This window comes from Paraburkholderia bannensis NBRC 103871, from assembly GCF_000685015.1.
Lineage (GTDB): Bacteria > Pseudomonadota > Gammaproteobacteria > Burkholderiales > Burkholderiaceae > Paraburkholderia > Paraburkholderia bannensis.
Genome location: NZ_BAYA01000036.1, coordinates 29,864 through 53,687, shown reverse-complemented (window position 1 = coordinate 53,687; position 23,824 = coordinate 29,864). Strand labels below are relative to the sequence as shown.

26 protein-coding genes, 1 tRNA gene and 1 pseudogene are annotated in these 23,824 nt (G+C 63.2%); 15 read left to right on the top strand and 13 right to left on the bottom strand.

Annotated features, from left to right (window positions below):
• Window positions 1-4: 4 nt before the first annotated feature.
• The 3 genes from BBA01S_RS33960 to BBA01S_RS33950 all read left to right on the top strand — a co-directional run bounded on the left by BBA01S_RS33960 (window position 5) and on the right by BBA01S_RS33950 (window position 1,264).
• Window positions 5-412 carry an Hsp20/alpha crystallin family protein gene (locus tag BBA01S_RS33960; RefSeq protein ID WP_027820321.1) on the top strand — a complete coding sequence of 136 codons (408 nt, stop codon included), beginning with the start codon at window positions 5-7 and terminating at the stop codon, window positions 410-412.
• A 165-nt stretch (window positions 413-577) separates the two neighbouring features.
• Entirely contained in the window at window positions 578-1,147 is a 570-nt protein-coding gene (locus tag BBA01S_RS33955; RefSeq protein WP_027820320.1) for an Hsp20/alpha crystallin family protein, read from the top strand.
• 44 nt (window positions 1,148-1,191) lie between these two features.
• Window positions 1,192-1,264: transfer RNA gene (locus BBA01S_RS33950), tRNA-Lys, on the top strand.
• A gap of 165 nt (window positions 1,265-1,429) precedes the next feature.
• Here BBA01S_RS33950 and BBA01S_RS33945 read toward each other — a convergent pair.
• From BBA01S_RS33945 to BBA01S_RS33925, 5 genes are all read right to left on the bottom strand, one after another.
• Complete coding sequence (locus tag BBA01S_RS33945) at window positions 1,430-1,813, bottom strand: hypothetical protein (protein ID WP_156966177.1); 384 nt, start codon at window positions 1,811-1,813, stop codon at window positions 1,430-1,432.
• An 86-nt stretch (window positions 1,814-1,899) separates the two neighbouring features.
• Window positions 1,900-2,154 carry a hypothetical protein gene (locus BBA01S_RS33940; RefSeq protein WP_027820318.1) on the bottom strand — a complete coding sequence of 85 codons (255 nt, stop codon included), beginning with the start codon at window positions 2,152-2,154 and terminating at the stop codon, window positions 1,900-1,902.
• A gap of 108 nt (window positions 2,155-2,262) precedes the next feature.
• On the bottom strand, window positions 2,263-3,885 hold the full coding sequence (gene groL, locus BBA01S_RS33935; protein ID WP_027820317.1) for a chaperonin GroEL: 1,623 nt from the start codon (window positions 3,883-3,885) through the stop codon (window positions 2,263-2,265).
• A 74-nt stretch (window positions 3,886-3,959) separates the two neighbouring features.
• The gene (locus BBA01S_RS33930; RefSeq protein WP_027820316.1) at window positions 3,960-4,277 is read right to left on the bottom strand and encodes a co-chaperone GroES; all 318 of its coding nucleotides are present in this window, start codon (window positions 4,275-4,277) and stop codon (window positions 3,960-3,962) included.
• 171 nt (window positions 4,278-4,448) lie between these two features.
• Window positions 4,449-5,087, bottom strand: coding sequence for a hypothetical protein (locus BBA01S_RS33925; protein WP_027820315.1), 639 nt, complete (start codon window positions 5,085-5,087; stop codon window positions 4,449-4,451).
• Between the two features lie 194 nt (window positions 5,088-5,281).
• On the opposite strand from BBA01S_RS33925, the gene BBA01S_RS48675 reads away from it, so the two are divergent.
• The 5 genes from BBA01S_RS48675 (at window position 5,282) to BBA01S_RS33900 (ending at window position 7,748) form a co-directional block, all read left to right on the top strand.
• Window positions 5,282-5,875 (top strand): Hsp20 family protein, encoded by a 594-nt coding sequence (locus BBA01S_RS48675; protein ID WP_027820314.1) that lies wholly within the window; start codon window positions 5,282-5,284, stop codon window positions 5,873-5,875.
• 34 nt (window positions 5,876-5,909) lie between these two features.
• Entirely contained in the window at window positions 5,910-6,191 is a 282-nt protein-coding gene (locus tag BBA01S_RS44015; RefSeq protein WP_042298346.1) for a hypothetical protein, read from the top strand.
• Between the two features lie 105 nt (window positions 6,192-6,296).
• Window positions 6,297-6,599: a hypothetical protein gene (locus BBA01S_RS44010; protein ID WP_245641668.1), complete on the top strand. Its 303-nt coding sequence runs from the start codon at window positions 6,297-6,299 to the stop codon at window positions 6,597-6,599.
• 233 nt (window positions 6,600-6,832) lie between these two features.
• Window positions 6,833-7,108 carry a hypothetical protein gene (locus BBA01S_RS33905; protein WP_027820313.1) on the top strand — a complete coding sequence of 92 codons (276 nt, stop codon included), beginning with the start codon at window positions 6,833-6,835 and terminating at the stop codon, window positions 7,106-7,108.
• Window positions 7,109-7,193: 85 nt separating this feature from the next.
• Window positions 7,194-7,748, top strand: coding sequence for a hypothetical protein (locus tag BBA01S_RS33900; protein ID WP_027820312.1), 555 nt, complete (start codon window positions 7,194-7,196; stop codon window positions 7,746-7,748).
• A gap of 237 nt (window positions 7,749-7,985) precedes the next feature.
• On the opposite strand, the gene BBA01S_RS33895 is transcribed toward BBA01S_RS33900, so the two are convergent.
• From BBA01S_RS33895 to BBA01S_RS33860, 8 genes are read right to left on the bottom strand one after another with little or no spacing between them, the layout of a single operon-like run.
• Window positions 7,986-9,044: a fumarylacetoacetate hydrolase family protein gene (locus BBA01S_RS33895; protein WP_027820311.1), complete on the bottom strand. Its 1,059-nt coding sequence runs from the start codon at window positions 9,042-9,044 to the stop codon at window positions 7,986-7,988.
• Entirely contained in the window at window positions 9,041-9,844 is an 804-nt protein-coding gene (locus BBA01S_RS33890) for a cyclase family protein (protein WP_027820310.1), read from the bottom strand. The genes BBA01S_RS33895 and BBA01S_RS33890 overlap by 4 nt, the downstream gene beginning before the upstream one ends.
• Window positions 9,841-11,052, bottom strand: coding sequence for an MFS transporter (locus tag BBA01S_RS33885; RefSeq protein WP_027820309.1), 1,212 nt, complete (start codon window positions 11,050-11,052; stop codon window positions 9,841-9,843). The genes BBA01S_RS33890 and BBA01S_RS33885 overlap by 4 nt, the downstream gene beginning before the upstream one ends.
• A 13-nt stretch (window positions 11,053-11,065) precedes the next feature.
• A complete protein-coding gene (locus BBA01S_RS33880; protein ID WP_027820308.1) occupies window positions 11,066-12,196 on the bottom strand; it encodes an FAD-dependent oxidoreductase in 1,131 nt (376 codons plus the stop codon).
• A complete protein-coding gene (locus BBA01S_RS33875; RefSeq protein ID WP_027820307.1) occupies window positions 12,193-12,561 on the bottom strand; it encodes a Rieske (2Fe-2S) protein in 369 nt (122 codons plus the stop codon). Before BBA01S_RS33875 ends, BBA01S_RS33880 begins: the two co-directional genes overlap by 4 nt.
• 4 nt (window positions 12,562-12,565) lie before the next feature.
• On the bottom strand, window positions 12,566-13,531 hold the full coding sequence (locus BBA01S_RS33870; protein ID WP_027820306.1) for a VOC family protein: 966 nt from the start codon (window positions 13,529-13,531) through the stop codon (window positions 12,566-12,568).
• A gap of 46 nt (window positions 13,532-13,577) precedes the next feature.
• Window positions 13,578-14,738, bottom strand: coding sequence for an alpha/beta hydrolase family protein (locus BBA01S_RS33865; protein ID WP_027820305.1), 1,161 nt, complete (start codon window positions 14,736-14,738; stop codon window positions 13,578-13,580).
• A 54-nt stretch (window positions 14,739-14,792) separates the two neighbouring features.
• On the bottom strand, window positions 14,793-15,713 hold the full coding sequence (locus BBA01S_RS33860) for a SphA family protein (protein ID WP_027820304.1): 921 nt from the start codon (window positions 15,711-15,713) through the stop codon (window positions 14,793-14,795).
• 186 nt (window positions 15,714-15,899) lie between these two features.
• On the opposite strand from BBA01S_RS33860, the gene BBA01S_RS33855 reads away from it, so the two are divergent.
• The 7 genes and pseudogenes from BBA01S_RS33855 to BBA01S_RS33825 all read left to right on the top strand — a co-directional run bounded on the left by BBA01S_RS33855 (window position 15,900) and on the right by BBA01S_RS33825 (window position 23,819).
• Window positions 15,900-16,844: a LysR family transcriptional regulator gene (locus BBA01S_RS33855; RefSeq protein WP_027820303.1), complete on the top strand. Its 945-nt coding sequence runs from the start codon at window positions 15,900-15,902 to the stop codon at window positions 16,842-16,844.
• Window positions 16,845-17,333: 489 nt separating this feature from the next.
• Window positions 17,334-18,203: pseudogene (locus tag BBA01S_RS46245) on the top strand (transposase); the annotation flags it as partial.
• Between the two features lie 185 nt (window positions 18,204-18,388).
• Window positions 18,389-19,873, top strand: a complete 1,485-nt coding sequence (locus BBA01S_RS33845; RefSeq protein ID WP_027820302.1) for a sensor histidine kinase — start codon at window positions 18,389-18,391, stop codon at window positions 19,871-19,873.
• A complete protein-coding gene (locus BBA01S_RS33840) occupies window positions 19,858-21,228 on the top strand; it encodes a sigma-54-dependent transcriptional regulator (protein ID WP_027820301.1) in 1,371 nt (456 codons plus the stop codon). The genes BBA01S_RS33845 and BBA01S_RS33840 overlap by 16 nt, the downstream gene beginning before the upstream one ends.
• Window positions 21,229-21,375: 147 nt before the next feature.
• The gene (locus BBA01S_RS33835) at window positions 21,376-22,092 is read left to right on the top strand and encodes a hypothetical protein (protein WP_027820300.1); all 717 of its coding nucleotides are present in this window, start codon (window positions 21,376-21,378) and stop codon (window positions 22,090-22,092) included.
• Between the two features lie 28 nt (window positions 22,093-22,120).
• A complete protein-coding gene (locus BBA01S_RS33830; RefSeq protein ID WP_027820299.1) occupies window positions 22,121-22,672 on the top strand; it encodes a hypothetical protein in 552 nt (183 codons plus the stop codon).
• Window positions 22,653-23,819 carry a metallophosphoesterase family protein gene (locus BBA01S_RS33825; RefSeq protein ID WP_245641667.1) on the top strand — a complete coding sequence of 389 codons (1,167 nt, stop codon included), beginning with the start codon at window positions 22,653-22,655 and terminating at the stop codon, window positions 23,817-23,819. The genes BBA01S_RS33830 and BBA01S_RS33825 overlap by 20 nt, the downstream gene beginning before the upstream one ends.
• Window positions 23,820-23,824 lie beyond the last annotated feature (5 nt).

Genomic DNA, 23,824 nt, shown 5'->3' with positions numbered 1-23,824 from the left:
GACAATGAGCGATACCACCGAACTGAGCCGGCGCGACCCGTCGGCCGTCACGCGCACCGCGAACGAACCATCCGCGCGGCGGATGACCATCACACCTGCCGTCGATATCTACGAGGACAGTCACGGCGTCACACTGTGGGCCGACCTGCCTGGCGTCACGCGGGACAAGCTCGATGTGCGCGTCCATGATGGCAATCTAGCCATTGAGGCTGAGGCCGTCGTGCCGACACCGGCAAATCTGCGGTTGCAGCATGCCGAGGTTCGTGAGCCGCGGTTTGCGCGCACCTTCACGGTCTCCCCGGACTTCGATACAGCGAAGATCGAGGCGAACCTTAAGGATGGCGTACTGAAGCTCACGATCCCGCGCCGTGACGAGGCGCGTCCTCGGCGCATCGAAGTGCGTTCGGACTGAAGTCTGCGCTCGCGGGGCAGCTACGGCAGCAGGTACAGCAGATACAGCGGCTGTTTGCGGTTTGGCTGCCCCCGCCGTTAGCGCAGGCCGGCGAGTGGGCCGGTGGAAAAGCAGCCGTGCGGATGCAATAACCGGTTCTCCTGGCATATTCCAGAAGAGGCAATGATGAATCCCGATCCGAAAAAGTGGAATCCCTTCAAGTTCCTTCGCGAGGATGTGCGCAGGTCCGAAGCGAACAGCAAGGAGAGTTCGCCGAGTGGAGAAAACGAGCAAGGGCGGCCCTTGCTACCCGACATTGCGCGATTGTTCTCGCGAGAGCAATGGCGCGCGGTGGAGGAGTTTTTTCACGACCCATTTGCAGGCCGTAGTGCGCTCGAGCGATGGTTCGGCGACTTCAGTTCATCGCGCTTCCAGCCACGTATCGACGTCGTCGACGAGGGGCCGGTGCTGCGCGTGACCGCGGAACTTCCTGGAATGGATCGCGAAGACGTCAAGGTGAGCGCTGAGGACGGCGCAATAGTGCTGCGCGGCGAGAAGAAACAGGATGTGCGCAGTGGCGAAAACGGCTGCTACCGGCTCGAGCGCGCTCATGGACGCTTTGTGCGCACGATTCCGATGCCTGAATATGCCGATCCAGCTCGCACCCTGGCAAAATTCGATAATGGTGTGCTCACGTTGACCGTGCCGAAAACGGAGCCGGCGTCATACACGAGTTGCACCATCGATATCGGTTAGGGCAAGCATGCCGAGCCCCATGACGGACGGCGGAAAAGAGGACCGGGCCGTTAGCTCAGATGGTAGAGCAGCGGACTTTTAATCCGTTGGTCACTGGTTCGAATCCAGTACGGCCCACATGAAACCGGGCAGTCGACGCCACCAGGAAAACGGGGCTTGGTCCTCTGTTTGACTGCTGCCATCATCCCGGCGCAGGCAGTAAAATGGCCCTCCATCGCGGACATTAGAGCAACCGTCCCGGGGCAAGAAGGGCGCCAGATTCTTCCTGGCCATGGCCAGCGGTTAGCCAGACGTGCCGGAAGGATTACGACGGATGATCCCGGAGATTGTCGACGCATATTGCACTGCGTGCTCCTTCGGGCCGGGTTGAATTTCACACCAGAATTCCTGGTGGCGGGCACCGAGACGTCGGGCCGCCTCATAGAGGTAAAAGTGACTGGCAAGCCAGAACTGGCAGCCATCAAAGAAGACCTTCATTGCCGGCTGCGCCGCGCGCATTGAACCGCTGCGAATAGCGGCCATAGCATCATTTAATACGGCATCGTCGAACGATCCTCCACAGGCAAGCTCCTCACTCACCGAGAGCTGCAAAAACTTGAGATAGTCCAGGCCGAGCACGCCAGCAGGTAGTCTGGCCGGTGATCGGGCACGAAAATGTCCGGACATCACGATGTCAGATCATGCGGGATAACTATACGAACGGGAAACCTGGTCGCGCCATAGATCCCGAGCGGAACTGACCATCCATCCATTCATTCATCCACCATCAGATGGCGAATCACAAGTGCCGGATCGGCGATGTCGAGGATGAGCCTGCGCAGGACGCGCCTGCGCATGTGCTCTTCGTCGAGGATCCAGGGTGCACCTTTCTCGCTGAGATAGCGCTCCAGGGCGGCATGATGATCTTCGCTGTCGGGCAGATTCAGACGAGCGGCCAGCAATCCCGCAACGACGTCGTCGATCTCAATATCGAGTGGCATCGAATCAATGCTTAGTTCAAGCTTCATGTCTGACTCCGGTAAAAAGCGGCGCCGCATGACGGAGACAGCGTGCGGCGCCGAACGGGTTGCGCCGGTCGCGACTGTAGACCGACGCATGCAGGAAACCCTGCCGGATTAGTAATCGATCGCGGTGTCAGCAGACTGTGCCGACTTTTCGTCCTTTGGCGCTTCGGCAACCGTGGCATCCGTCGTCAGGATCAAGCCGGCAATCGAGGCCGCGTTCTGCAGCGCCGTGCGCGTCACCTTGGTCGGATCCACCACACCCGCCTCGACGAGATCGCCATACTCGCCGGTTCCTGCGTTGTAGCCGAAGTTGCCCTTGCCTTCGAGGACCTTCGCGATGACCACGGAAGGCTCGTCCCCAGCGTTGGCGGCGATCACGCGCAACGGCGCTTCGAGCGCACGCATCACGATCTGGATGCCCGCATCCTGGTCACTGTTGGCGCCTTTGAGGCCCGTCACGGCCGAACGCGCGCGCAGAAGCGCCACGCCGCCACCGGGCACGATGCCTTCCTCGACCGCCGCGCGCGTGGCGTGCAGCGCGTCGTCGACCCGATCTTTCTTTTCCTTCATCTCGACTTCGGTTGCCGCACCGACCTTGATGACGGCCACGCCACCGGCGAGCTTCGCGACGCGCTCCTGGAGTTTCTCGCGATCGTAGTCACTCGTCGTTTCCTCGATCTGCGCGCGGATCGACTTCACGCGCGCCTCGATGCGCTGCTCGTCGCCCGCGCCGTCGATGATGATCGTATCGTCCTTTCGCACCTCGACGCGCTTCGCACGTCCGAGATCCTCCAGCGTTGCTTTTTGCAACTGCTTGCCGGTTTCCTCGGAGATGACGGTTGCACCCGTGAGGATGGCGATGTCCTCGAGCATCGCCTTGCGTCGGTCGCCAAAGCCCGGCGCCTTGACGGCGGCGACCTTCAGGATGCCGCGCATTGCGTTGACCACGAGTGTGGCGAGCGCCTCACCGTCGATATCTTCCGCGACGATCAGCAGCGGCTTGCCGGCCTTGGACGTCGCCTCGAGCACCGGCAGCAGGTCACGGATGTTCGAGATTTTCTTGTCGTGCAGCAGGATCAACGCATCATCGAGATAGGCCACCTGCTTGTCCGGATCGTTGATGAAGTAGGGGCTCACGTAGCCGCGGTCGAACTGCATGCCCTCGACCACGTCGAGTTCGTTCTCGAGCGATTTGCCGTCCTCGACCGTGATCACGCCTTCCTTGCCGACCCGCTCCATGGCGTCGGCAATGATTCTGCCGATCGCCTCATCGGAGTTCGCTGAAATCGAACCGACCTGTGCGATCTCCCTGTTCGTGGAAATCGGCTTCGACAGCTTGCGCAGCTCGTCGAGCACGGCGGCTACCGCCTTGTCGATGCCGCGCTTCAGATCCATCGGGTTCATGCCAGCGGCGACATGCTTCATGCCTTCCTGGACGATGGCCTGCGCCAGAACGGTGGCCGTAGTGGTGCCGTCGCCGGCGACATCGGCGGTCTTCGAGGCGACCTGCTTGACGATCTGGGCGCCCATGTTCTCGAAGCGGTCCTTCAGCTCGATTTCCTTTGCAACCGACACGCCATCCTTGGTGATGGTCGGCGCGCCGAAACTGCGCTCGATCAGCACGTTGCGACCTTTCGGTCCGAGTGTGACCTTCACGGCGTCGGCCAGCACGTTCACGCCCTTGACAATACGGGCACGTGCGCTGTCGTGGAATTTGACGTCTTTTGCACTCATGTTATTGCTCCGGGTAAAGTCGTTGACTCGCGTCGCGAACGCCCGTCCCGGTGTTCGCGACCGCATCGGGATTTTCAGGCGGCCTTGCGGGTGGCGCCCGCGTCGACCTCGAGGACGCCCATGACGTCTTCCTCGCGCATCACGAGGAGTTCCTCTCCATCCACCTTGACTGTCTGACCCGCGTACTTTCCGAAGAGCACCCGGTCACCGACCTTGAGCTGGAGCGCGCGCAGCGTTCCGTCCTGCAGCAGCCGGCCGCTGCCGACTGCGACGATTTCGCCCTGTTCGGGCTTTTCTGCTGCCGAATCGGGAATCACGATGCCCGAGGCCGTCGTCCGCTGCGTCTCGATTCGCTTGACGATAACCCGGTCGTAGAGGGGACGAATCTGCATTCTCATCTCCTGAGCGATTAAAGGATCACCAATAAGGGAATTCGGCTGCTGTTACCGGAGCGTGTGGGACGCCTCGGAGCAGCCGAGCCAGTTTGCCTGGCGGAAAGCGAAATAGAGGCGTCCATCACACGCTTCAAGGGGCGCTAATACGGCTTTGTGTAACAAATTATTTCAGAGTGGCAGGAGGATGCGATCGATCTTGCCAAGGTGATAAACCGTTCGGCCGCGTCCGTCCGGTCGGCGAGGCCGAGGCTGCACGGGACAGGGCGGCTGGCGTCCGCCATCGGCATCCAGGGTGTCGTCTGGCTCATTGAGCGTGCGCCACAATCCGCCCTTGACAGGGCGGAACAGCCAGCGCACGTAACCCCTGCGCGCGGCAAGTTTCATCAGCTCGTCGCGATCAGTCCCGTCATCGAAGATTTGCGGATCGCGGACCATGTCCTCTCCATAGTCGCCGAACGCCTGACGACAGGCGAGCGCCTCCGCAGCGCTGGCACCGATCACGTTGCACCCGCGCCGCTCCGTACGCTCGACATCCCACGCACCGAATTGCCAGGCTGCATCCAGCAGCATCGCGTCCACACTCTCAAAGTTGTGCCATGGCGCATGAAGTGGAAAGGCTGACACAGGAACTGGCCGGGGCGGGATCTTGATGCCGGGCAGGACAAGCGGCGTCGCGCGCCGGAATCCATGCCAGTGGATTATGGCGATGAGCGGCGTATTCACCTGCGCCGCCGCCGTGACGGTAACGGCGAAAAGCGGCTGGCGCACGGTCTCAATCTGCTCCTGAAGTCTGTCGAAAAAGTCCATGAAGCCTCCTAGGTTGACATGTTGCAGAGCCTCTTGAAATTTCCGTTCCTTGCGCTATTTTATGCATCGCTCAGGCAGTCGCGATCAAGCGCTGCGTGTTTCGATTTGTTTGTCGGCGGGTTTCCCACGGGCAGGCGGACTGGAGCGCGTGGTTCCGTTCGTCCCCGTGTCGGCCCGGTTTTCCAGGAGCCATCATGAGCGACCTCTTCTTCAGCACCGGTCTTCCGGGCGAATTCGACCGCCTGCAATGGCAGATGGCCAGCCTCATTCCCGGCTTTCCCGCGCGCCTGCGCGCCATGCGCAGCGAAACCTTTCCTCCCGTCAACATCGGCAGCACCGACGACAGCGTCGAGATCGTCGCGTTCGCGCCAGGACTCGATCTGGCCGCGATTGACGTATCGATTGACAAAGGAGTGCCGACGATCAGTGGCGAGCGCAAGCTGTCCGGACCCGAAGCGGACGATGAGACGCGCGTGTATGCGACGGAGCGTTTCATGGGTGCCTTTCGCCGGGTGATTGAACTGCCGCAGCACGCAAAGCTTGAGGTGCGGGTGCAGGACGCCACCCTGAACATCGAGGCTGAAGCGGTGATCCCGACTCCCTCCGGGCTGCACCTGCAGCATGGCGAGGTGCGCCACCCGAGCTTCCAGCGCGCCTTTACGCTCAGCCCTGAACTTGACGTCTCGCTTATCGATGCGCAACTGCGCGACGGGGTGTTCGAGCTCAGCATTTCCCGTCGTGAGGAGGCAAAGCCGCGACGCATCGAGGTGAGCGTTGGTCAGGCGTAAGCGCAGGGGCAAGTCCGGTCATCCGGAGGAATGTATGAACGACGTACGCAGCGAAAGCTGGAAGGGCTTCATGATCGAGACCAGCGCGTTTCCGGTCCGGCACTGCGCGCTGCCTCCCGCTGGCCGGGAGACGTATGTAGCCGTCGTGCGCATCCGGCGCGCGGAGCGCACGGTCGCGGACTGGCACCTGCCGCGCTACGCGCAGCACCGGTCAAGCGTGGACGAGGCGCACCGGGAGGCGCTCGAGTACGCGATACACGCCATCAACGCGGGCTGTGTCAACGACACGGGTTCGCCGGCGCGCTTCCTCGCGTGACAAACACCGCGCTGCACGGTGCGCGGTCCTCGTTTGGCTGCATTACGTGTCGTTTTTTGTGCGGGGGCCCCCTGCTTTCGGGACCCTGTTTTACGGGAGAAGGAAATGCTCAGTCCACACGAATTTGCGACCCTGATGCTGATTAGTCAGGCACCGGACCAGATCGACATGAATCGCGCGGAACTCGACGCGTTGCTCGAGCGCCAACTGGTCATGCTGGAACATCGCGCCGGGGGGGCGCGACGCGTGTACCTCACCGGGAAGGGCAGAACGGTCCTCGACGCGCTTCACCCGGGCGACGCACCGCGTCGAAGCCTCGAGACCGCCGGGAACGACGGTGGAGCAAGGCCGGAAACGCGCTCCGTGCCTGGTGGCATCACGACGGATATTGTGGTGCCGTCAGGCTGAATGGCTGCGTGATCGCTACGCCAGGCTTGTCATCGTCGCAGAGAGACGCGGGCGCGAGGTTATCGGGGTCTTCCAGGCAATCTCGGGGCGACACAAGTCGTCGTGCTCGCGCCAGATTGCGCCGACGGGGGCATGCCTGCAGCTCGCCATGCGGAATGCTACATGAACCGATGGGAAACTCATTTCGCCGCGGGCGCTTGCGCATGGGTGAGGCGCCCTGCCGGAGGTGCGTTATGAATGTGGACAAAATCATCGAGTATCACGGCTGCGAGATCCGGGCGGTGGTCATCGCCATTGGGAAGGGCCGTTACGCAGCTGTGGCCATCATCACTGACCGGGACGACGAAACGCGCACGCTCGGCGTGGACGGGGAGTTCGCCAACCCACAGGAGGCGCGCGATGAAGCGTTGGAACTTGCCGTCGCATGGATCCAGCAACGCTCAGTCGTTTCAGACCACGTCCAACGGACTTGGCTCCCGGTCAGCAACTGCCGTCCGGACGCGAGGTGATTACCTGCGGCTTCACGGTCGATCCGGTTCCGGTTCGCTGCGCCTGCGGGACCATCTGGGCTCGAGCCACTTCGAGGAAAACAGCATGACAGACATCGCATTCATAGATTCCGACAAGGAGGCGCTTTATGAACGCATACGGCTGCTGCTCTTCAGCGCGGATCTGCCGGTGCAGCGTCTGGAAGCCGACATCGACGATATCGGACGTTTCACCGCGCCAGATGTGCGCTCACCGCACCTGCGTCTGGTCGAGTCCATGCCGCCGCTCACGCCTGCTGCCGAAGCGATCGTGCGCGCCGTGATCCGCGCGTACGGCATCGAGCTGTTCGGGCGCGACGGCGTGAATTCCCGTCTGCGTGCCCTGATAACAGCTGGACCAGTCAGATTTGGACAGACTGCCCTGATGCTGGGGCCGGACGCGCCCGTCCCGCAGCGGGCCCGTGCACTCGTCGAGGAGTTCAACCGGATTTTCGAGCGCTATCCTGAGAGCGGCTTCGCGCAGGCGCGATACCTTCTCTCGGGGATTGGCCTGCCGGTCGGTCGCGATGTGCCTCGTAGGCCAACTCGCTCGCGCAAGGGTGGCGGGAAGACTTTCACGCCGGCAAAAATCTTGCGTCGGGACCGTCGGCTCACGTCATAGCGGTCAGTTTTCGCGAGCGAGGCTCGGCCACGCGCGGACTTCCTTCGCACCTGCCGGTAGCGCAGAGTTCGCGCCACCACGGTTCGCACTGTCGTTGCGCAGCGTAGCAATTGTCGGAACAGTGTCATCATGATGGCGACGTTCGATCTGGCATGCTGGCCAGTCTGCCACGATCGACCCCGTCGGGCGAGCTACGTTGGGACTCAAGCCCGGCGTATCCAATGTTGAAGACCGTAATCACGGATCAGACGATTGATGTGGAGAGTTTTGATAGGCAATATGTTCTGCGTCAGGCGAGCACACCATCCCGGCCAACACGTGAACGCCTCTCAGACACTGATCAATTTTTCCAAACGGCGACTCCCCGCGCTCAGTAAGTGCCACGAGACGCACGCGGTCGCCAAACCTCATAAAAGGAGTAACAGCCACACCTGTTTCCAGAATCTCCAGCACGCGTCGCTCCGCAATACACGCCGAACCCACCGATCGATCCGCGTTCGAGACCGTCCCTGAACCGATAATCGTGCCCGCACTCAAACGCCGCGTGCGCGCCGCATGGGCGATAAGCGTACCGAAGTCGAAACTCATCTCATCGCCGCTGGGATTGCCGAACCATTTGCCGTTCCAGTCCACCCGCAGCCTGAGACTGACGCGACCGTCGTGCCAGTTGTGGCCCAGTTCGTCGGGCGTGAGCGCGATGGGCGCAAAGCTTGTCGACGGTTTGGCCTGCAAAAAGCCAAACCCTGATTTCATTTCGCGCGGTCCCAATGCACGCAGACTCCAGTCGTTCAGTTGCACGATCAGGCGTACGTGCGCGAGCGCATCGCGTGCCTCGACGCCCATCGGCACTGCCTGCGTGACCACGCCGAATTCACCTTCGAAGTCGATGCCTTGCGCTTCGTCGGGCAGAAAAACATCGTCGTTAGGGCCGAGAAAATCGTCGCTAGCGCCCTGGTACATCACGGGAATCGTGTCGAAATCGGGAATTGGTTCGGTGTTGAACGCGCGCTCCATCAGCCGTCCGTGGTTGAGAAACGCCGAGGCGTCGCACCACTGAGGGCTACGCGGCAAGGGCGCGGCACAGGCACGCGGATCGAAGGCGAAAGCGTCTTCGGTACGGCCCGCGTTTAACGCGTCATAACGCGCGGCAAGACGCGGCGCGAGCGCATCCCAGCGCTCCAGTGCGTCGAGCAGATTAGGCGCGATATCCTGCGCCGAAACCGCCCGCGCAAGATCGCGCGAAACGATCAGAAGCTCGCCATCACGGCTACCGTTACGGCGGGTGGCGAATTTCATGCGCGCTCCTCATCGACGATGGCAACCGCGCGCGTCCAGCCCGCCGACGCCTTGCGGATCTTGTGCGGAAAACAACTGATCGTGAAGCCGTGCGGCGGCAGCGCTTCGAGGTTATGCAGTTTCTCCAGGTGGCAATAGCCGATCTCGCGGCCCGCCTTGTGGCCTTCCCAGATCAGCGAGGTGTCGCCCGTCGCCGCCACTTTTTGCGACGTGTAGGAGAAGGGCGCGTCCCAGCTCCACGCGTCTGTGCCGGTGAGGCGCACGCCGCGCTCCAGCAGATACAGAGTCGCTTCGCGGCCCATGCCGCAGCCCGCGCCCAGATAGTCGTTGTGCCCGTAACGCGAACCCGCACGCGTGTTGACGACCACGATGTCGAGCGGCTCCAGCGTATGACCGATGCGTTCGAGTTCGGCTTCGACATCGGCAGCGGTCGCGACGTAGCCATCGGGAAAGTGCCGGAAATCGAGTTTCACGCCCGACTGGAAGCACCATTCGAGCGGCACTTCGTCGATCGTGATCGACGGGCGCGGCTCACCGAAGCGCGCATCCATCGTCGAATGAAAATGCCACGGTGCGTCCAGGTGCGTGCCGCTGTGGGTCGTGAGCGTGACCCATTCGGCGGCGGCGGCTTCGCCGTCGGGATAGTCCTCGGCGCGGGTGCCCGGCAGCATCGCCATGAATTCGGGCAGCGTGTCGGCGTGCGCCTGATAGGTGATCTTCGGCGCGAGCGGCGGCGGATCGGAGAGTACGTCGTTTTCCAGATAGATCGACAGGTCGATAAAGCGGCGCACGGGTTTCATGATGCGTGTCCAGTAGTGTGGGTTATACGGGGAATGCGCGCGAAACAGCCGCAGGCGAGGGCGCCCACGACGAGCGCCGCGCAGCCCAGGCTGCCACAGCCGAAGTGCTTGACCAGCACGCCGCCGAGCAACGGTCCGGCGGCGGCGCCCGCCATCACCATCGCGGGCGTGGCAGCGGCGGCGCGGCCGCTTGCGTCGAGGCGCGCAAGCAGGCCGAACGCGTAGGTGTGGCAGAAGATCATCACGGCGGGAAACACGGCGGTGGCCGCCGCGTACGAGGTGAAGCCGTTGCCGAGCGTGATCGTGAGCGCCAGCGCCGCCTGCGCGAACGGGCCGATGAGCACGACGGTGCGTGCGTTCAGGCGGCGCTGCGTGAGCGCGGCGAGCGGTGCGGGCAGCAGATTGACGAGGCCCAGCGCGATCAGCACCGAGGTCACCGCCGTCAGGCCAAAGCCGCGTTCGACGCCGATGCGCGCTACGAAGCTCGCGAGCATGGCCTGCGTGAGCGCCATGCAGATCACGCCCGCAATCGCGAACCACACGGGCGCGTCGAGCGGCGTTTTCCCGGCACGCGATGGCGCGACGTCGGCCTTCGGCGCGGCGGCAGGAAACGCCAGCGCGCTGATCAGTGCCGCCACCGCCATCACGGCTGCGACGATCGTGAAGAACGCCCGTGCGCCGTAAGCTGCGACGGCATGCGGCGTCGCACCGAGAAACGCAATCGAAAACGCGCCGAGCGCAAAGCCCGCAAACGCAAACAGCCGATGCGGATTCGCGCTGCGCCCGATCGTGCCGTGCGTGATGCTCAGGCTGCACCCGACCGCGAGACCCGCCAGCAGATGCAGCGCCGCCATCGCGGCATAGGTGCTGGCCGTGCCCGCGCCATAGAACGCCACGGCCGCGAGCGCGAAGCCCGCCGCCACGAAGGCGCGTGCGGGCAGTCTGGCCGCGAGGCGCAACAGGAGCGGCGAGCACACCGCGCTGCTCGCCACCACGCCTGCGAGAAACAAGGTCGGCAGCGCGCCCGCGTGCTGCGCGTCGAGCCGCAGGCCGCCGATCAGCGTGGCGACCCAGACCGGCAACGCCACGAGGTCGACCATACCCGCGCAGTGCGCGGCCATCAGCGCGGCCAGACCGGCCCGTCGATACGTGCTTCGTGCGGGCGTGGAGGCGTGGCCCGTCGAGAGTGCGCCGGCAGAATTGTCCATGATGGCGCTCCGCTCAGATCGCACGCGCGAGATAGTGATGCGTCTCGTGCATGATGCGCGCGTGTTCGGCGCGGTCGCCGTTGGCAATTTCGATTTCGCCGAGACGGCCCGAGTTTTCGACCACCACGCGGCAACGCTCGAAGCGGCGCACCTCGAAGGCTGCGAGCGCGTCGGCGGGCGTGGCGTGGCGCGCAAGTTCTTCGGCGAGCACGATGCCGTCTTCGATGCCGATGCCCGCACCCGAAGCCATATGTGGCGTCGTGGCGTGCACCGCGTCCCCGACCAGCACGACGCGCCCACGCGACCACGGACGCTGCATCAGCAGACTTTCGAGCGGCCGGTAGATGACGCTCGACTGCCCGTCGATCTGCTCGCGCACGCGTTGCAGCACCGGCGCGCCGAAGCCCGCCAGCAGATCGCGCAGCATGCCGGGCGCGGCGGCCGCATCGATGTGGGCGCGCGTCGGGCGGTCCTCGGTCAGGAACAGGTACATCTCGTCGCGAGAGACGGGATTGAGGCCCGCCTTGACCTTGTGGCCGAGCCACATCGACGCGCATGCGATCCCCGACGGGCGCGGCAGCACCGCGCGCCAGACGCCCTGGCCGGTGTAGCGCGGGGAGGGCGCGTCGGGAAACGTGGCGGTTCGCACCTTCGAGTAAAGCCCGTCCGCGCCGACGACGAGGTCGTAGCGCGCTTCGCTGCCATCGGTGAGCGTGACGTTCACGTGATCGGCCTGCGCGTCCAGGCGCTCGAACGAACAGCCGAGCTTCACGTTGACGCCCGCCGCACGCGTTGCGCGGGCGAGGATGTCGGCCAGCACCGGGCGCATGATCGCGCCGCCGCCGGGCACGTCCTCGCCCGCCACGCGCGGCGTCGGCAGCGCGCCGAGCGGCGTGCCGTCCGGCGCGAACAGGTTCACGCCGTCGCCCGCATGACCGCGTTCGACAAAGTCGTCGAGCACGCCCACGGTGCGCAGCGCGCGCAGCGTCGGGCCGCCGATGCTGATGCCCGCGCCATACGAGCGCCAGCCCGCGTCGATTTCGACGAGATCGACTTCGAAGCCGCGTTTGGCACATTCGATGGCGGTCGTCATGCCGGAAAATCCGCCGCCGATAATCAGGACGCGCCGCAAGGGCTGGTTCATGGTGAAGTCTCCTGGTCTTGCTGTTGTAAGTTGAGGTCTTGCAGATACACGCGGCCGTTTTCGTCGATATGCAATGGCACCGGCGTCAGCCGCTGGCCAAGGCACGGGCCTTTCACGCACAGGCCGCTCTCGATGTCGAACAGCGCGCCGTGGGCATGGCAAACGATGTGCGTGCCGCCCGCATCGAGCCAGGCGTCCTTGCGCCAGGCCATCGGCGTATCGCCGTAATGCGGGCAGGCGTCGCGCCATGCCCGCACTCCAGTCGCGTGACGCACGACGAACAGCGTCGGCTGACCCGTGCCGTGCGGATCAAAGCCGCGCGAGCACGGCTGCGGCAGCGCATCGAGATCCGTGAGATAGCGCACGGTCTTAACGAGCCGGCGGCGGGCCGCCCGGCGCCCATTTCTCGCGATGCTGAAGCAGGAAAAGCTGTGAGGCGTCGGCGCCCATCGGCGCGGCGCGGGCCTGCCATTCGTCGTCGTGCAGGTCCATATCGGCGTCGTATTCCACGTGGCAACCGAGCGGGCTGTTGAAGTACCAGAACCAGTTCGAGCCAAAGCGATGGCGGCCCGGTCCCCAGAACGACTGGTAGCCCTTTTCGACAAAGCGCGTGCCCGCCTGCACGACTTCGCTCGGGCCGCCCATATGGAACGTGAAGTGCTCGCAGCCCTTCATGAATGGCGGCGTTTCGATCAGGAACAGCGTGTGGTGATCGAGCGTGCCGGCAGGGCGCAGAAACGGGCCGACGCCGGTGAAGCGGTCGGTGCAGCGAAAGCCCAGGCGCTCGACGTAGAACGCTTCGGCGCGCGCGGCGTCGGGCACGAAGTAGACGACATGCGAGAGCGTGCGCGGCGTGAGCACGGCGGCGTCGTTTGCGGCGACCACATTGGGCGCGCGCTGCGCAGGCGCGCCCGGCGCATTGATGGCTTCCGCGGCAAGCGACAGCGGGCGGCGCACGCTGATCTGGAAGCCGAGCGTGAAACCCATGTCGTCGGTGCTTTCGAGCGAGCCGTCGGGCAGGGTGCGGACCTCGCGGTCCTTGCGCAGTTCCGTGGCGATCTGGTCGAGCGCGGCTGCGTCGGCCACGCCGTAGATGGTCTTGCGCAGCAGGCTGGCAGTGCCGAGCGAGGGCGGCAAACGGGCGTCGTTGGCGCGGCGGATCTCGATGGCGGTGCCGTCGAGCGCCTCGAAACGACCACCCGCGCTCGCGCCGTCCGCTTCATCCGCAATCTGGCTGGCGGCGACCGGCAACAGGCCGTAATCGACGAGATACTGGCTGCAAGCGGCGACGTCGTCCACGCCAAAGACGAGGCAGTCGGGGCCGATGATATTCATGCCTGATTCCTTGAGACTTGCGGTTTAAAGAGCCGTTAAAGGCGAATTAAAGTTGCGTGCGACCGCCGAGCGCTTCGGCCACCCAGTCGGCGATGTAATGCCCGGCGTTGATCGAGTTGTCGAAACTCGCGTGCTGCGCGCCGCCTTCGCGATCCGTAAAAATCTTGAGTTCGCGGCGCGGGCTGTTGATGAGCTGGTCATAAGTGCGCTGCGCCCACACGAGCGGAATCTGCGAGTCTTTCTCGCCGTGCGTGACCAGAAACGGCACGCGGATGCGATCGAGTACGCCGTCCAGATGCACGTCTTCGGCAATCCGCATGAAGTCGTCGATATCCTTCGCGCCCCATACCCAGCACACGTGCTTCCAGTAGTGCGGCACAGGGAAATCGCCTTCGCGCTGCAGGCGCTTTTTCTGGACGTCGCGCCAGTCGTGATTCGCGCCCCACACCACGCCGCACGCAAAGCGCGGTTCGAAGGCGACGGCGCGCGGGCAGTAATAACCGCCCAGCGAAACGCCTTCCATGCCGATGCGATGCGAATCGACGTCGTGACGCGTTTCGAGCCAGTCGACGATCCGGCTTGCCCAGCGCTCGCTGTCGAACACCGCGTTCATGCCGTGCAGCCGCAGCGCTTCGCCCGTGCCCGGCTGATCGACGATCAGCGAAGACACGCCGCGCTCGGCCAGCCAGGCGGGCAGGCCGACGAAATACTTCATCTCTTTCGTCGAGTCGAGACCGTTGACCTGCACGAGCAGCGGCGCGCGTTCAGGTGCGTTCTTCGCCCGCACATAGAGACCGGCGAGATGACCATCGCCATACGGAATTTCGACGCGTTCGCACGCATCGCGCGCGAGCGCGATCCCTTTTGCAAACACATCGAGTTCGCGCTGGTACAAGGCCATGCGCCCCGGCGAATCGTGCGCGAGCATGCGCTCGCTCGTCAGCAGATAGATGCTGGCGCGTTTGTATTTCTCGCCCGCCGAGAGCAGACGGCCGCGTGCTTCGTCTTCCGCGGCGAGTTCGCAGAGCGTGTCGGCCATCTTGACCCACGCTTCGCGGAATGCGCGCGTGCCTTCGGCATCGGGCTGCTTTGCCGCTTCCTGAAGCGGCGCGCACATCGCCTCGATTTCACCCATGCGCGCGCCCATTTCGATCGCGAGATCGATCGACAGATTCCAGACGTAATTGGTTGGGAAATAGCGGAACATATTTTTAATTCTTCCTTGCTGACGTTTGAAACGTTTGAAACGTGGCGTCGGGCGTTACATCAGCGGCACCGCGATGTTCAGCCAGACGTTATTGCTCTTCGAGGTATTGGCCGCGTAAAGCCCTTGCTGATAGTTCAGATTGATCTTGACCGGCCCGGCGTCGTACACGATCGACGGCCCGAAGCCAAAGCTGCGCGTGCGATAGCCGGAAGCCACCGTGGCGCCGTTTTGCGTGTCGTTGCTGTACTGATTGAGGTAGGAGCCCACCACGCCGAGCTTCCAGTGCCCGAGATGCCAGCCCGCTTCGAATTCGCCGAGATACGCGTCGCCCGATGTGTAGTTGGTCGTCGAATTGCGCTGGTTGAGCAGCAGTCGATTCGAAATACCGATATCGATACCGCCCGGCTGGTCGTAGCGCGCCGCAAAAACCGGCTGCAAGGACGTGTAGCCCACGGCCACGCTGGCCTTGGTCGCGCTGTACGAACCGGTTTCGAGCGCGATATCGAGGCCCGTTGCGAATGAGAGTTCACGCGTGGGCCGCCAGTCGATAATCAGCGGCGACACCGTGATATTCGACAGACCATTCTGTGTTGAATGCTGGGCCGCCACGGTCGTATGCAGCGAAACCACGGGAATCACCAGTTGCGAATAAAACCGCGCGCCATAGAACTCGAACGGATACGAGGCGAGCAGACGCGTGACTTCCGTGGCTACCGACGAATGAAACGGCACGGGCAGTTTCGAACCGTCGTTGCCATACAGCCCGTTTGAAAAGCTGTAATTGAACTGCTGCAAAACGAACAAGCCGGGGAACGGCGGCATCGACGCGATGTTGTCACCGGTGGCGCTCGCGGGATAGGGCGAGATGCCGCCTTCGAATGCATTGGCGTGCTGTGAAACGGTGATGAGTGACGCTAATGAGGCGAGCGAAGCGAATACGCAAGCGTTGCCGAAGCGTTTGAAATTGCCCTGCATGGTGTCTCCTGAACGATTCTGTGAATCGCTTTGTGGGTGTTTTTGTTGTGGGTGCGGCTAGGTTAAGATGCCGCGAAACATGTGAAAAATGGATTGAATCCATTCGCCGGATCGATTTGCTGAATACCAAGGGAAAACCCTGGATCGGCCAAAGAGACGGCAAAAACAAAAGCGGAGACGGGACGCATGCGTTTCAACAAGCTGGATCTCAATCTACTGGTTGCGCTCGATGCGTTGCTTAGCGAGCGCAGCATCAGCCGCGCAGCGGAGCGCGTGCATTTGAGCCAGTCGGCCATGAGCAATGCGCTCGCGCGCCTGCGCGATTACTTCGAAGACGAGTTGCTGGTGCAGGTCGGCCGCAAGATGGAGCCGACGCCGCGTGCGGAAGCGCTGGCGGATGCCGTGCGCGATGTGCTGGTGCGCGTCGAGGCCACGATCTCGACGCAACCGGCTTTCGTGCCGGCCGAGTCAACGCGCGAATTCCGCCTGCTGGTTTCGGACTACACGATGACCACGCTGATGCCGCACCTGCTGGCGCGCATCTATGTGGCGGCGCCGCATATCCGCATCGATCTGCGACCGCAGGTGGCGCATCCCGAACGCGCGCTCGAACGCGCCGACGCCGACCTCCTGATCATTCCCAGCGAATACTGCTCGCCGGAGCATCCGGTAGAAACCTTGCTGGAGGAGCAGTTCTGCTGTGTGCTGTGGAAAGACGCAGCGCTGGCGGCCGCGCCGCTGACGCGCGAGGCGTACCTGGACGCGGGGCATGTGCTCGTGTTGCCGGGACAAGGGCAACCGGCGCTCGAGCATTGGCTCGTGCAGCGCCTAGGCGTATCGCGCCGCGTGGAAGTGACGACTTACAGTTTCATGGCGTCGACCCAGCTGCTGATGGGCACCGAGCGGATTGCGACCGTGCATCGACGGCTGGCCATACAGGCACAGCGTCACGAACCGATTGTGATTCGCGAGGTGCCGCTGCCCATGCCGACGATGCGCCAGACGGTGCAGTGGCATGAGCATCGCACGGCCGATGCTGGATTGGCCTGGTTGCGCGAGCAGTTGCGCTTGACGGTAACCGCGATGGATAACGGCGGGACGTGGAATTGCAGGCAGTCAACCGGCACCTAGCTAGCGATTGGGGTAGGGGATCGCCGCAGTTTACTCGTGAGCGTCCTCAGCGTTAGCCTGCATAATTGTTAGAACGCAGTTTCTGCAGGTAAAGTCTGCTCACAGAGGCCTGGCTGGCGCGACGGCTCCGTCAATCTCTCGGTTGGGGGTGGAGCAAGCCTTAGCGAACATTTCACCGGTTGCCGGGCTCAATTCGTCTAGCTAACGACTTCGAAAGATCGCCAGTCATCCCAGATTGCGCAGGCAGCCGTAGTGAAAAAGATTCGGACTTGAATTCCAGGGAACGAATCCTGATAGCCGCTACAAAAATGCGCAGATGCGTGGCTATACCGGCCTGAATTTGCGTGATCTTGACCGGAGGCTTCTTAAGGAGCGCGGCGAACTCACGTCCCGACAGGAGCAGCCCCACGTATCTGAGGACACAGGCACTCTCTTAAAAATAGACATAGTCTTGTGCATAATAGGACGCCTAGTCATTACGTGGAATCAATCGAAATTCTGACCGAGCCGGAGCGCCGTCGCCGGCGCACCGCGCAGGAAAAAGTTGCCTCAGTGCAGGAAACACGCGAGCCGGGAGCGTCCGTCAGCGGTGGCGCGTCGGGACGGCGTGAATGCCAACCAGGTGTTCGGCTGGCGCAAGCAATACCAAGAAGGCAGTCTGGCAGCGGTGAAGGTAGGTGAATCTGTTGTGCCCGCATCCGAGTTGGCGACGGCCATCACGGAAATCAAGAAGCTGCAACGACTACTCGGGAAAAAACGATGGAAGTCGAAATCCTGAAAGAAGGTGTGGATTGGGGCCGCTCAAAAAACCTGATTGCGCGCTCGCCCTTGCTGCCGGGGGACGACCTTTGAAAACGGTCTGCGAAGTTTTCGGCGTGGCGCGCTCTGGTGTAGCAGCCAAACGGGTTCGCTCGCTCAGTTGGCAACGGCTACTGACGCATCTGGGCATTGCTGTGCCGAAGTCGAGAATAGACCAGCGCGCCGTGCGTCGATCACAAGCGTGTGTATCGGGTATGCGTGAGCATCAGTTGCTGCTGCGGAGCCCCGGAGTGCGACGAGACAGTCGACGGCATGATGGTCGCGTGGCTGTTGACTGTAGCAACACCCGCTGGTGCTCCGATGGCTTTGAGTTCCGGTGCGACGATGGTACGCCGCTGCGCATCACGTTCGCGCTGGACTGCTGAGACCGGGAAGCCATTAGCTGTGCGGCGACGACTGGCGGCCATAGTGGTGATGTGGTGCGCAACGTGATGCTGGCTGCCGTCAAGCCGGCACCACGCAGGCTACGCAGACCATCGAATGGCATCGGACAACGGCTCGGCATACATCGACCACCGCACACGCAGCTTCGCTCGTGATCGGAGGTGGGCGGTGTCCATTCCGTCTCAGCCATGTGCGGCTATTTGCGCGCTTCATTGTCCGTGCGTCGGGACGTAGGCTTCCCCGCAGCAACCGGCCATAACATGCTCCCCGACTTCGATGCGCCGCGCTTGGCAAAGGACTTGCTCCACAGTTGGCCACCTCCGTTTGCACATGATGCAGTTATGCCAAGACCGTCGTTTTCCACTCAGCTCCTTACGCTCTGGATTCTCATCGCCGTGCTGTGCGGTCTGTTGAGCGTCGCGATATGGCTTATGTTGTCGTCGGCGCTGAGCGAGCGCGTCATCGCCGCAAAGCAGCAGGCGGTGGCCGCTTGCACCGCGGTAGCATCGCGCTATGACCTGTCGATGCAGCGCTCGGGCGAAACCAACACCGACCTGATGCACGCGGTGCTTGATCTGGTGCTGATTCAGACCGATGGCGTCGAAGGCGGCTTCTGGACCAGCGCCCCGCCTTCGAAGGCGCCCAATGGCTTCATTGCGTACGCATTTCCTACCTACGGAGGCAGCGGCGTCAAACGCGATATTCCAGAAGCCGAGACACCACTTATTCTTCGCGCGCTGAAAAGCGCTGTGAGTGCCCGACAGTTGCAGGCCGAAATCGTGTCGAGCGGAACGGACGCCGTGCTCGCGGTCGCCTGTCCGGTCTCGCGTCACGCTGATCTGCTCGCATGGACGCTCACGCGCGCCCGCCCGCCGCTTGGACCCTACGGCGAGCGCGCCACCGCGATTCTGGCGGGCGTGCTCGCCGTCATAGTCGTGCTTGCGCTATTTCTGGCGCTGACGCTCAAGCGATGGCGTCAGAACCTCACACGGCTGGAACACGCGCTTGCTCCGGACGGCGGATTCGAGCAGGGTAAGCAGCTCGCGCGCTTCGGCGAGCGCGATCTCGACCCGATCGTCGACGCGCTCAACCGCTATGGCGAGCGGACCGAGCAACTCAAGCACGATACCGACGCGCTGAACCGTCAACTCGCGCAGGCCGAGCGATTCAGCACATTGGGGAAGATGGCGGCGCAAATCGCGCATGAGATTCGCAATCCGGCGGGCGCGATGCGACTCAAGGCGGAGAATGCGCTCGCGGGTGACGGTGCACGCCGCGAGGCCGCCTTGAGGACAATCATCGAGCAAGTAGGACGCATCGAGTTGCAGGTGACGAGCCTGCTTGCACTGACGCAATCCGTGACGGTCCACGCGCGCGAGGTCGATCTGCGCGCGTGGCTGGACGATATAGTTCATATGCATGAATCGCGCGCCGAAGGCAGGCATGTCACGCTCGGCGCGGAAGTCGCACCAAGCCCGACGCAGCCGGCTTTCGATCCCGCGCAGATGGCGCGGGCGCTCGACAACCTGCTCGTGAACGCGCTCAGGCACACGCCGTCAGGCGGAAGAGTGACGGTTCGCACGTACGGCACTGCTGCGGAAGACGGTGAGCGCCTCAGACTGGAAGTCATCGATAATGGGCCCGGCGTAAGCCCCGTCGAACGCGAGCGGATCTTCGAGCCGTTCGTGACGGGCCGCCCCGACGGATCGGGTCTCGGTCTCGCCGTCGTGCGTGAAATTGCGTCGGCGCACGGAGGCCGTGCTTACCTTGCGGAAGATTCGAACTTGACACGCTTTGTGATCGACTTGCCATGGCGACCATCCTGATCATCGACGATGACGACGCGTTCCGCGAAGGCCTCGCGGAAACCGTGCAGGACCTCGGCTATTCGCCGTCCGAAGCCCGCTCAGGCGACGATGCGTTTGAGCAGTTGCGCGAGTGTCCTGCACCCGACTGCATCTTTCTCGACTTCCGCTTGCCAGGCGCGGATGGCCTCGTCGTGTTGGAAACGCTGCGCAAGACGCCGGGGCTACTGACTGTGCCGGTCGTGATGCTCACCGCGCACGCGACGAGCGACAATACCATCGGTGCGATGCGGCTGGGCGCTTTCGAGCACCTCACCAAGCCGGTCGGACGAGACGAGATTGCGGCGCTGCTCACGCGCATTCTGTCGGCCCGGGTCGACACGCCCGCTACGCGCGTGTTCGTCGACGAGGCTCGATCCGATGAACCGCAACTGCTCGGGGTGAGCGAGGCCATGCGTGAGGTGCAGAAGCGCCTCGGCCGCGCGGCTGTCGGAAATTCGACGGTGCTGATTACCGGCGAAACGGGAACCGGCAAGGAAATCGCAGCGCGCGTACTACACCGTGCGTCGGCGCGCGCGAGCGGTCCGTTTGTCGCGGTGAACTGTGCGGCCATTCCCGACGAGCTGCTCGAAAGCGAACTCTTTGGGCACGGCAAAGGCGCATTCACGGGCGCACAGAGCGACAGGCGAGGGCGCGTCGAAGAAGCGCATGGCGGCACGTTCTTTCTCGACGAAGTAGGCGACATGCCGCTTCCCATGCAAGCCAAGCTCCTGCGCGTGCTTCAGGAGCGGCAATTCACACCGCTGGGCACGAACCGGATCGTTACGGTCGATGTGCGCGTGGTCGCCGCCACGCATCGCGATCTCGCTGCGATGGTCGAGGCGGGCACGTTCCGCCGGGACCTGCTGTTTCGCCTGAATGTAATTCCGCTGCATCTGCCGCCGTTGCGCGAGCGCGTGACCGATATCCTGCCGCTCGCCGAGCACTTCCTTGCGGGCGCACCGGCCGGGATCCCGCGCAAACATCTTTCAGCCGATGCACAGCGCCTGCTAGCGACCTTCACCTGGCCGGGCAATGTCCGCGAGCTGGCCAATGCGATCGAGCGGGCAAGCGCGCTCGCTCCCGCTCAGGTACTGACGCGCGATGACTTCGCGTTTCTGACCACGACCCGAGATAGCGCGGATGATGCGATTCCTCCGGCGCTGCTCGACCTTCCCCTGCCACAAGCGGTGGCACAACTGGAGCGCGCGCTGATCGTTCATGCGCTGTCAGCATCGGGCGGCAATCGCGCCGAGGCGGCGCGGCGGCTTGGCATCAGCCGCCAGTCCCTTTACACGCGCATGTCGGTGCTGGGTTTGTCAGAGGCTTCCACGTAAGGCCGACACCGTCAACGAACCGGACATATGCTGTCGGGTTCCCTGACACTTCCACACGGCTTGATCTGATAACGCGTTGAGCCACCGGCGTTTCACGAATGGCATAGCTCTTGCAAATGATTCCTCGCTACGCAAAAGGAGTGAATCATGCAATCGACCCGATATCCCAGCTGGCGAATCGCCGTGTTCGCCGCGGTGCTCACCGCGAGCGCCGCCTGTGCGGCACAAACTCAACCTCAGCCCGCTGCAACATCGGCCCCCCCGTCTCCCGTCGCCGAAGTACCTCCGCCTGCCGACGCGGCTCCGGTCGAAACCGCGCAAGGCAAGGTCGCGCGCTTTCTCACCAATCCGGATGGCGACGTCGATGGATTCATGACCGACGACGGCACCCTCGTGCATTTTCCGCCGCATATGAGCGCGCAACTGACGGCGGCAGTTCGTCGCGGCGATCTTGTTCAAGTGAGCGGCAGGCGCGATGAAGGCGGCAGCTTCGCGGCGCAGCGCATCACCGATACGCAAACCGGCCGGCAAGTGATCGACGAACCGTCGATGCCTGGCACACCGCCGATGCCGAGCGGCGAGCGCGGAGCAGGACTCTCGCGTCTGAGCGCGCAAGGACAGGTGGCGCACGTCACGACCGCGCCGCGCGGCGAACCCGATGGCGTGATCCTCTCCGACGGCACGGTCATCAAACTCACGCCGCCCGTGGCTCAACAGTTTGCGACGCTCATGCGCAAGGGCGCGACCGTATCGGCGCAAGGCTATGGCACACGAAATCAATACGGCACCGCGCTCCAGGCGACGGCTTTCGGCTCGCCGGGCAACCTCACTCCACTCTACGATCGCAACACGCCGATGCCTTAAGTCGGCACTTTCATAAAGGACAAAGAACATGCATTGGATCGACCCAACAAGCCTTCCGGAGACACGTGGCAAGGTCACACGCTTTCTACTGAACCCACACGGTGAAATCGACGGCCTCGTCATCGGCGCGCGTCAGGTTCACTTTCCTCCGCATCTGTCGAAGCAACTCGCGCGTCACGTCGCGCCCGGCGATATCGTTCGCGTGCGCGGCGTCAAGCCTCGCGATGCCGACATGATCGCTGCCGTGTCACTGACTACCCGGAGCGGTCTCGTAGTTCTCGACGAAGGTCCGCATCTCAACGGCGAAACGCACCACAAGCCGGATGTCGAACGCAAGCCAATGGATGCATCCGGGGAAGTGGTGCTTTCGCTCTTCGGCCCGAAAGGCGAACTGCGCGGGGCGCTGCTGGACGATGGCACATCGTTGCGCATGCCGCCTCACGCTGCCGCCGAACTGGCCGACTACCTGACGCCGGGCGCACACGTTCACGCCTGGGGCCACGGCGTCAGGAACCGGCACGGTCGCACGATCGAGGTCGACGAAATAGCCGAACTCGTCGATGCATCGCAGGCAGCCTGACGAGCCTGCATTTCACTATGGAGCGAGTGTCATGTTGAGCTGGGTACACTTCGGCGACCTCCATGCGTCGAACGACGACGGCTATGAAAGCCTCGACCATCTGAAGTCGATGATCGGGCTGGTCAATCGCCATTTGTCGGACCGTGTCGATTTCGCTTTCCTGCCGGGCGACAACGCGAACAACGGAACGCCCGAGCAGTATCGTCGGATCGCCGGTGAAGTGTCGGCGTTGAAGCTGCCGCTCCATGCGATTCCCGGTGACCACGACTACGAGCCGCGCAACCTCGACGCGTTCAACGCCTTTGCGAAAGCTCAGTTGCGGATGTCGCGCCTCATCTACGGCCACCGATGCTTTTTTCTGGATGTCGTATCGGCGGGGCGCGGCGGTCCTGACTTCAGGCTGTCGGACGCGGACCATCAGTGGCTCGAATCGGAACTCGCGTCGTCCTTGCGGGATCGTGAGCCGCCCGTCGTGTTCATGCACGCCTATCCGGGCGATATTGCCGATGGGCAAGCGCTGGCGTACGCATTCGCCCGCGCCAACGTCGCCATGGTCGACACCGGCCACACGCACTACAACGAGTTGCTCAACGACGGCTGGGTGATCTACGCATCGACCCGTTCCACCGGACAGATCGAAGAAGACAACGGTCGGCCCGGGTTCTCGGTGGTAGCGGTGGACGGCGGGGCCGTGAGCTGGAAATTTCACCCATTCGATGCCGCGTGGCCGTTCGTCATGATCACGCGTCCGGCCGACTGGCGGCTGCATCGCAGTCGGTCGGTGCCGAGGCCATCGGACGAGAAATGTGTGCGCGTGCTGGTGTCCGATGACGATGTTGTATCGATCACCGGCAGTCTCGACGGCATTCCGATCACGTTTGCCCGGAGCGCGGACGAAGCCGGAATATGGCAAGCGCCTTTGCCTGCTGCCACCGCGAATGATCGGCTGCCGTTGACGGTGACCGCCCGCACCGCCGACGGGCGAAGCGGCGAAGATTCCATCGCACTGTCGGCAGCGGGCCACGCGGACAAGCACCTCAAGCATCACTCGGCGCTCGGCATCGATGCGCATGCAGTCGAAGCGTGGGCGGAGCACGGCATCGTCGGCTCGCAGTTCGGGCCCAACAAGAATGGACGCCATTGGTGAGACGG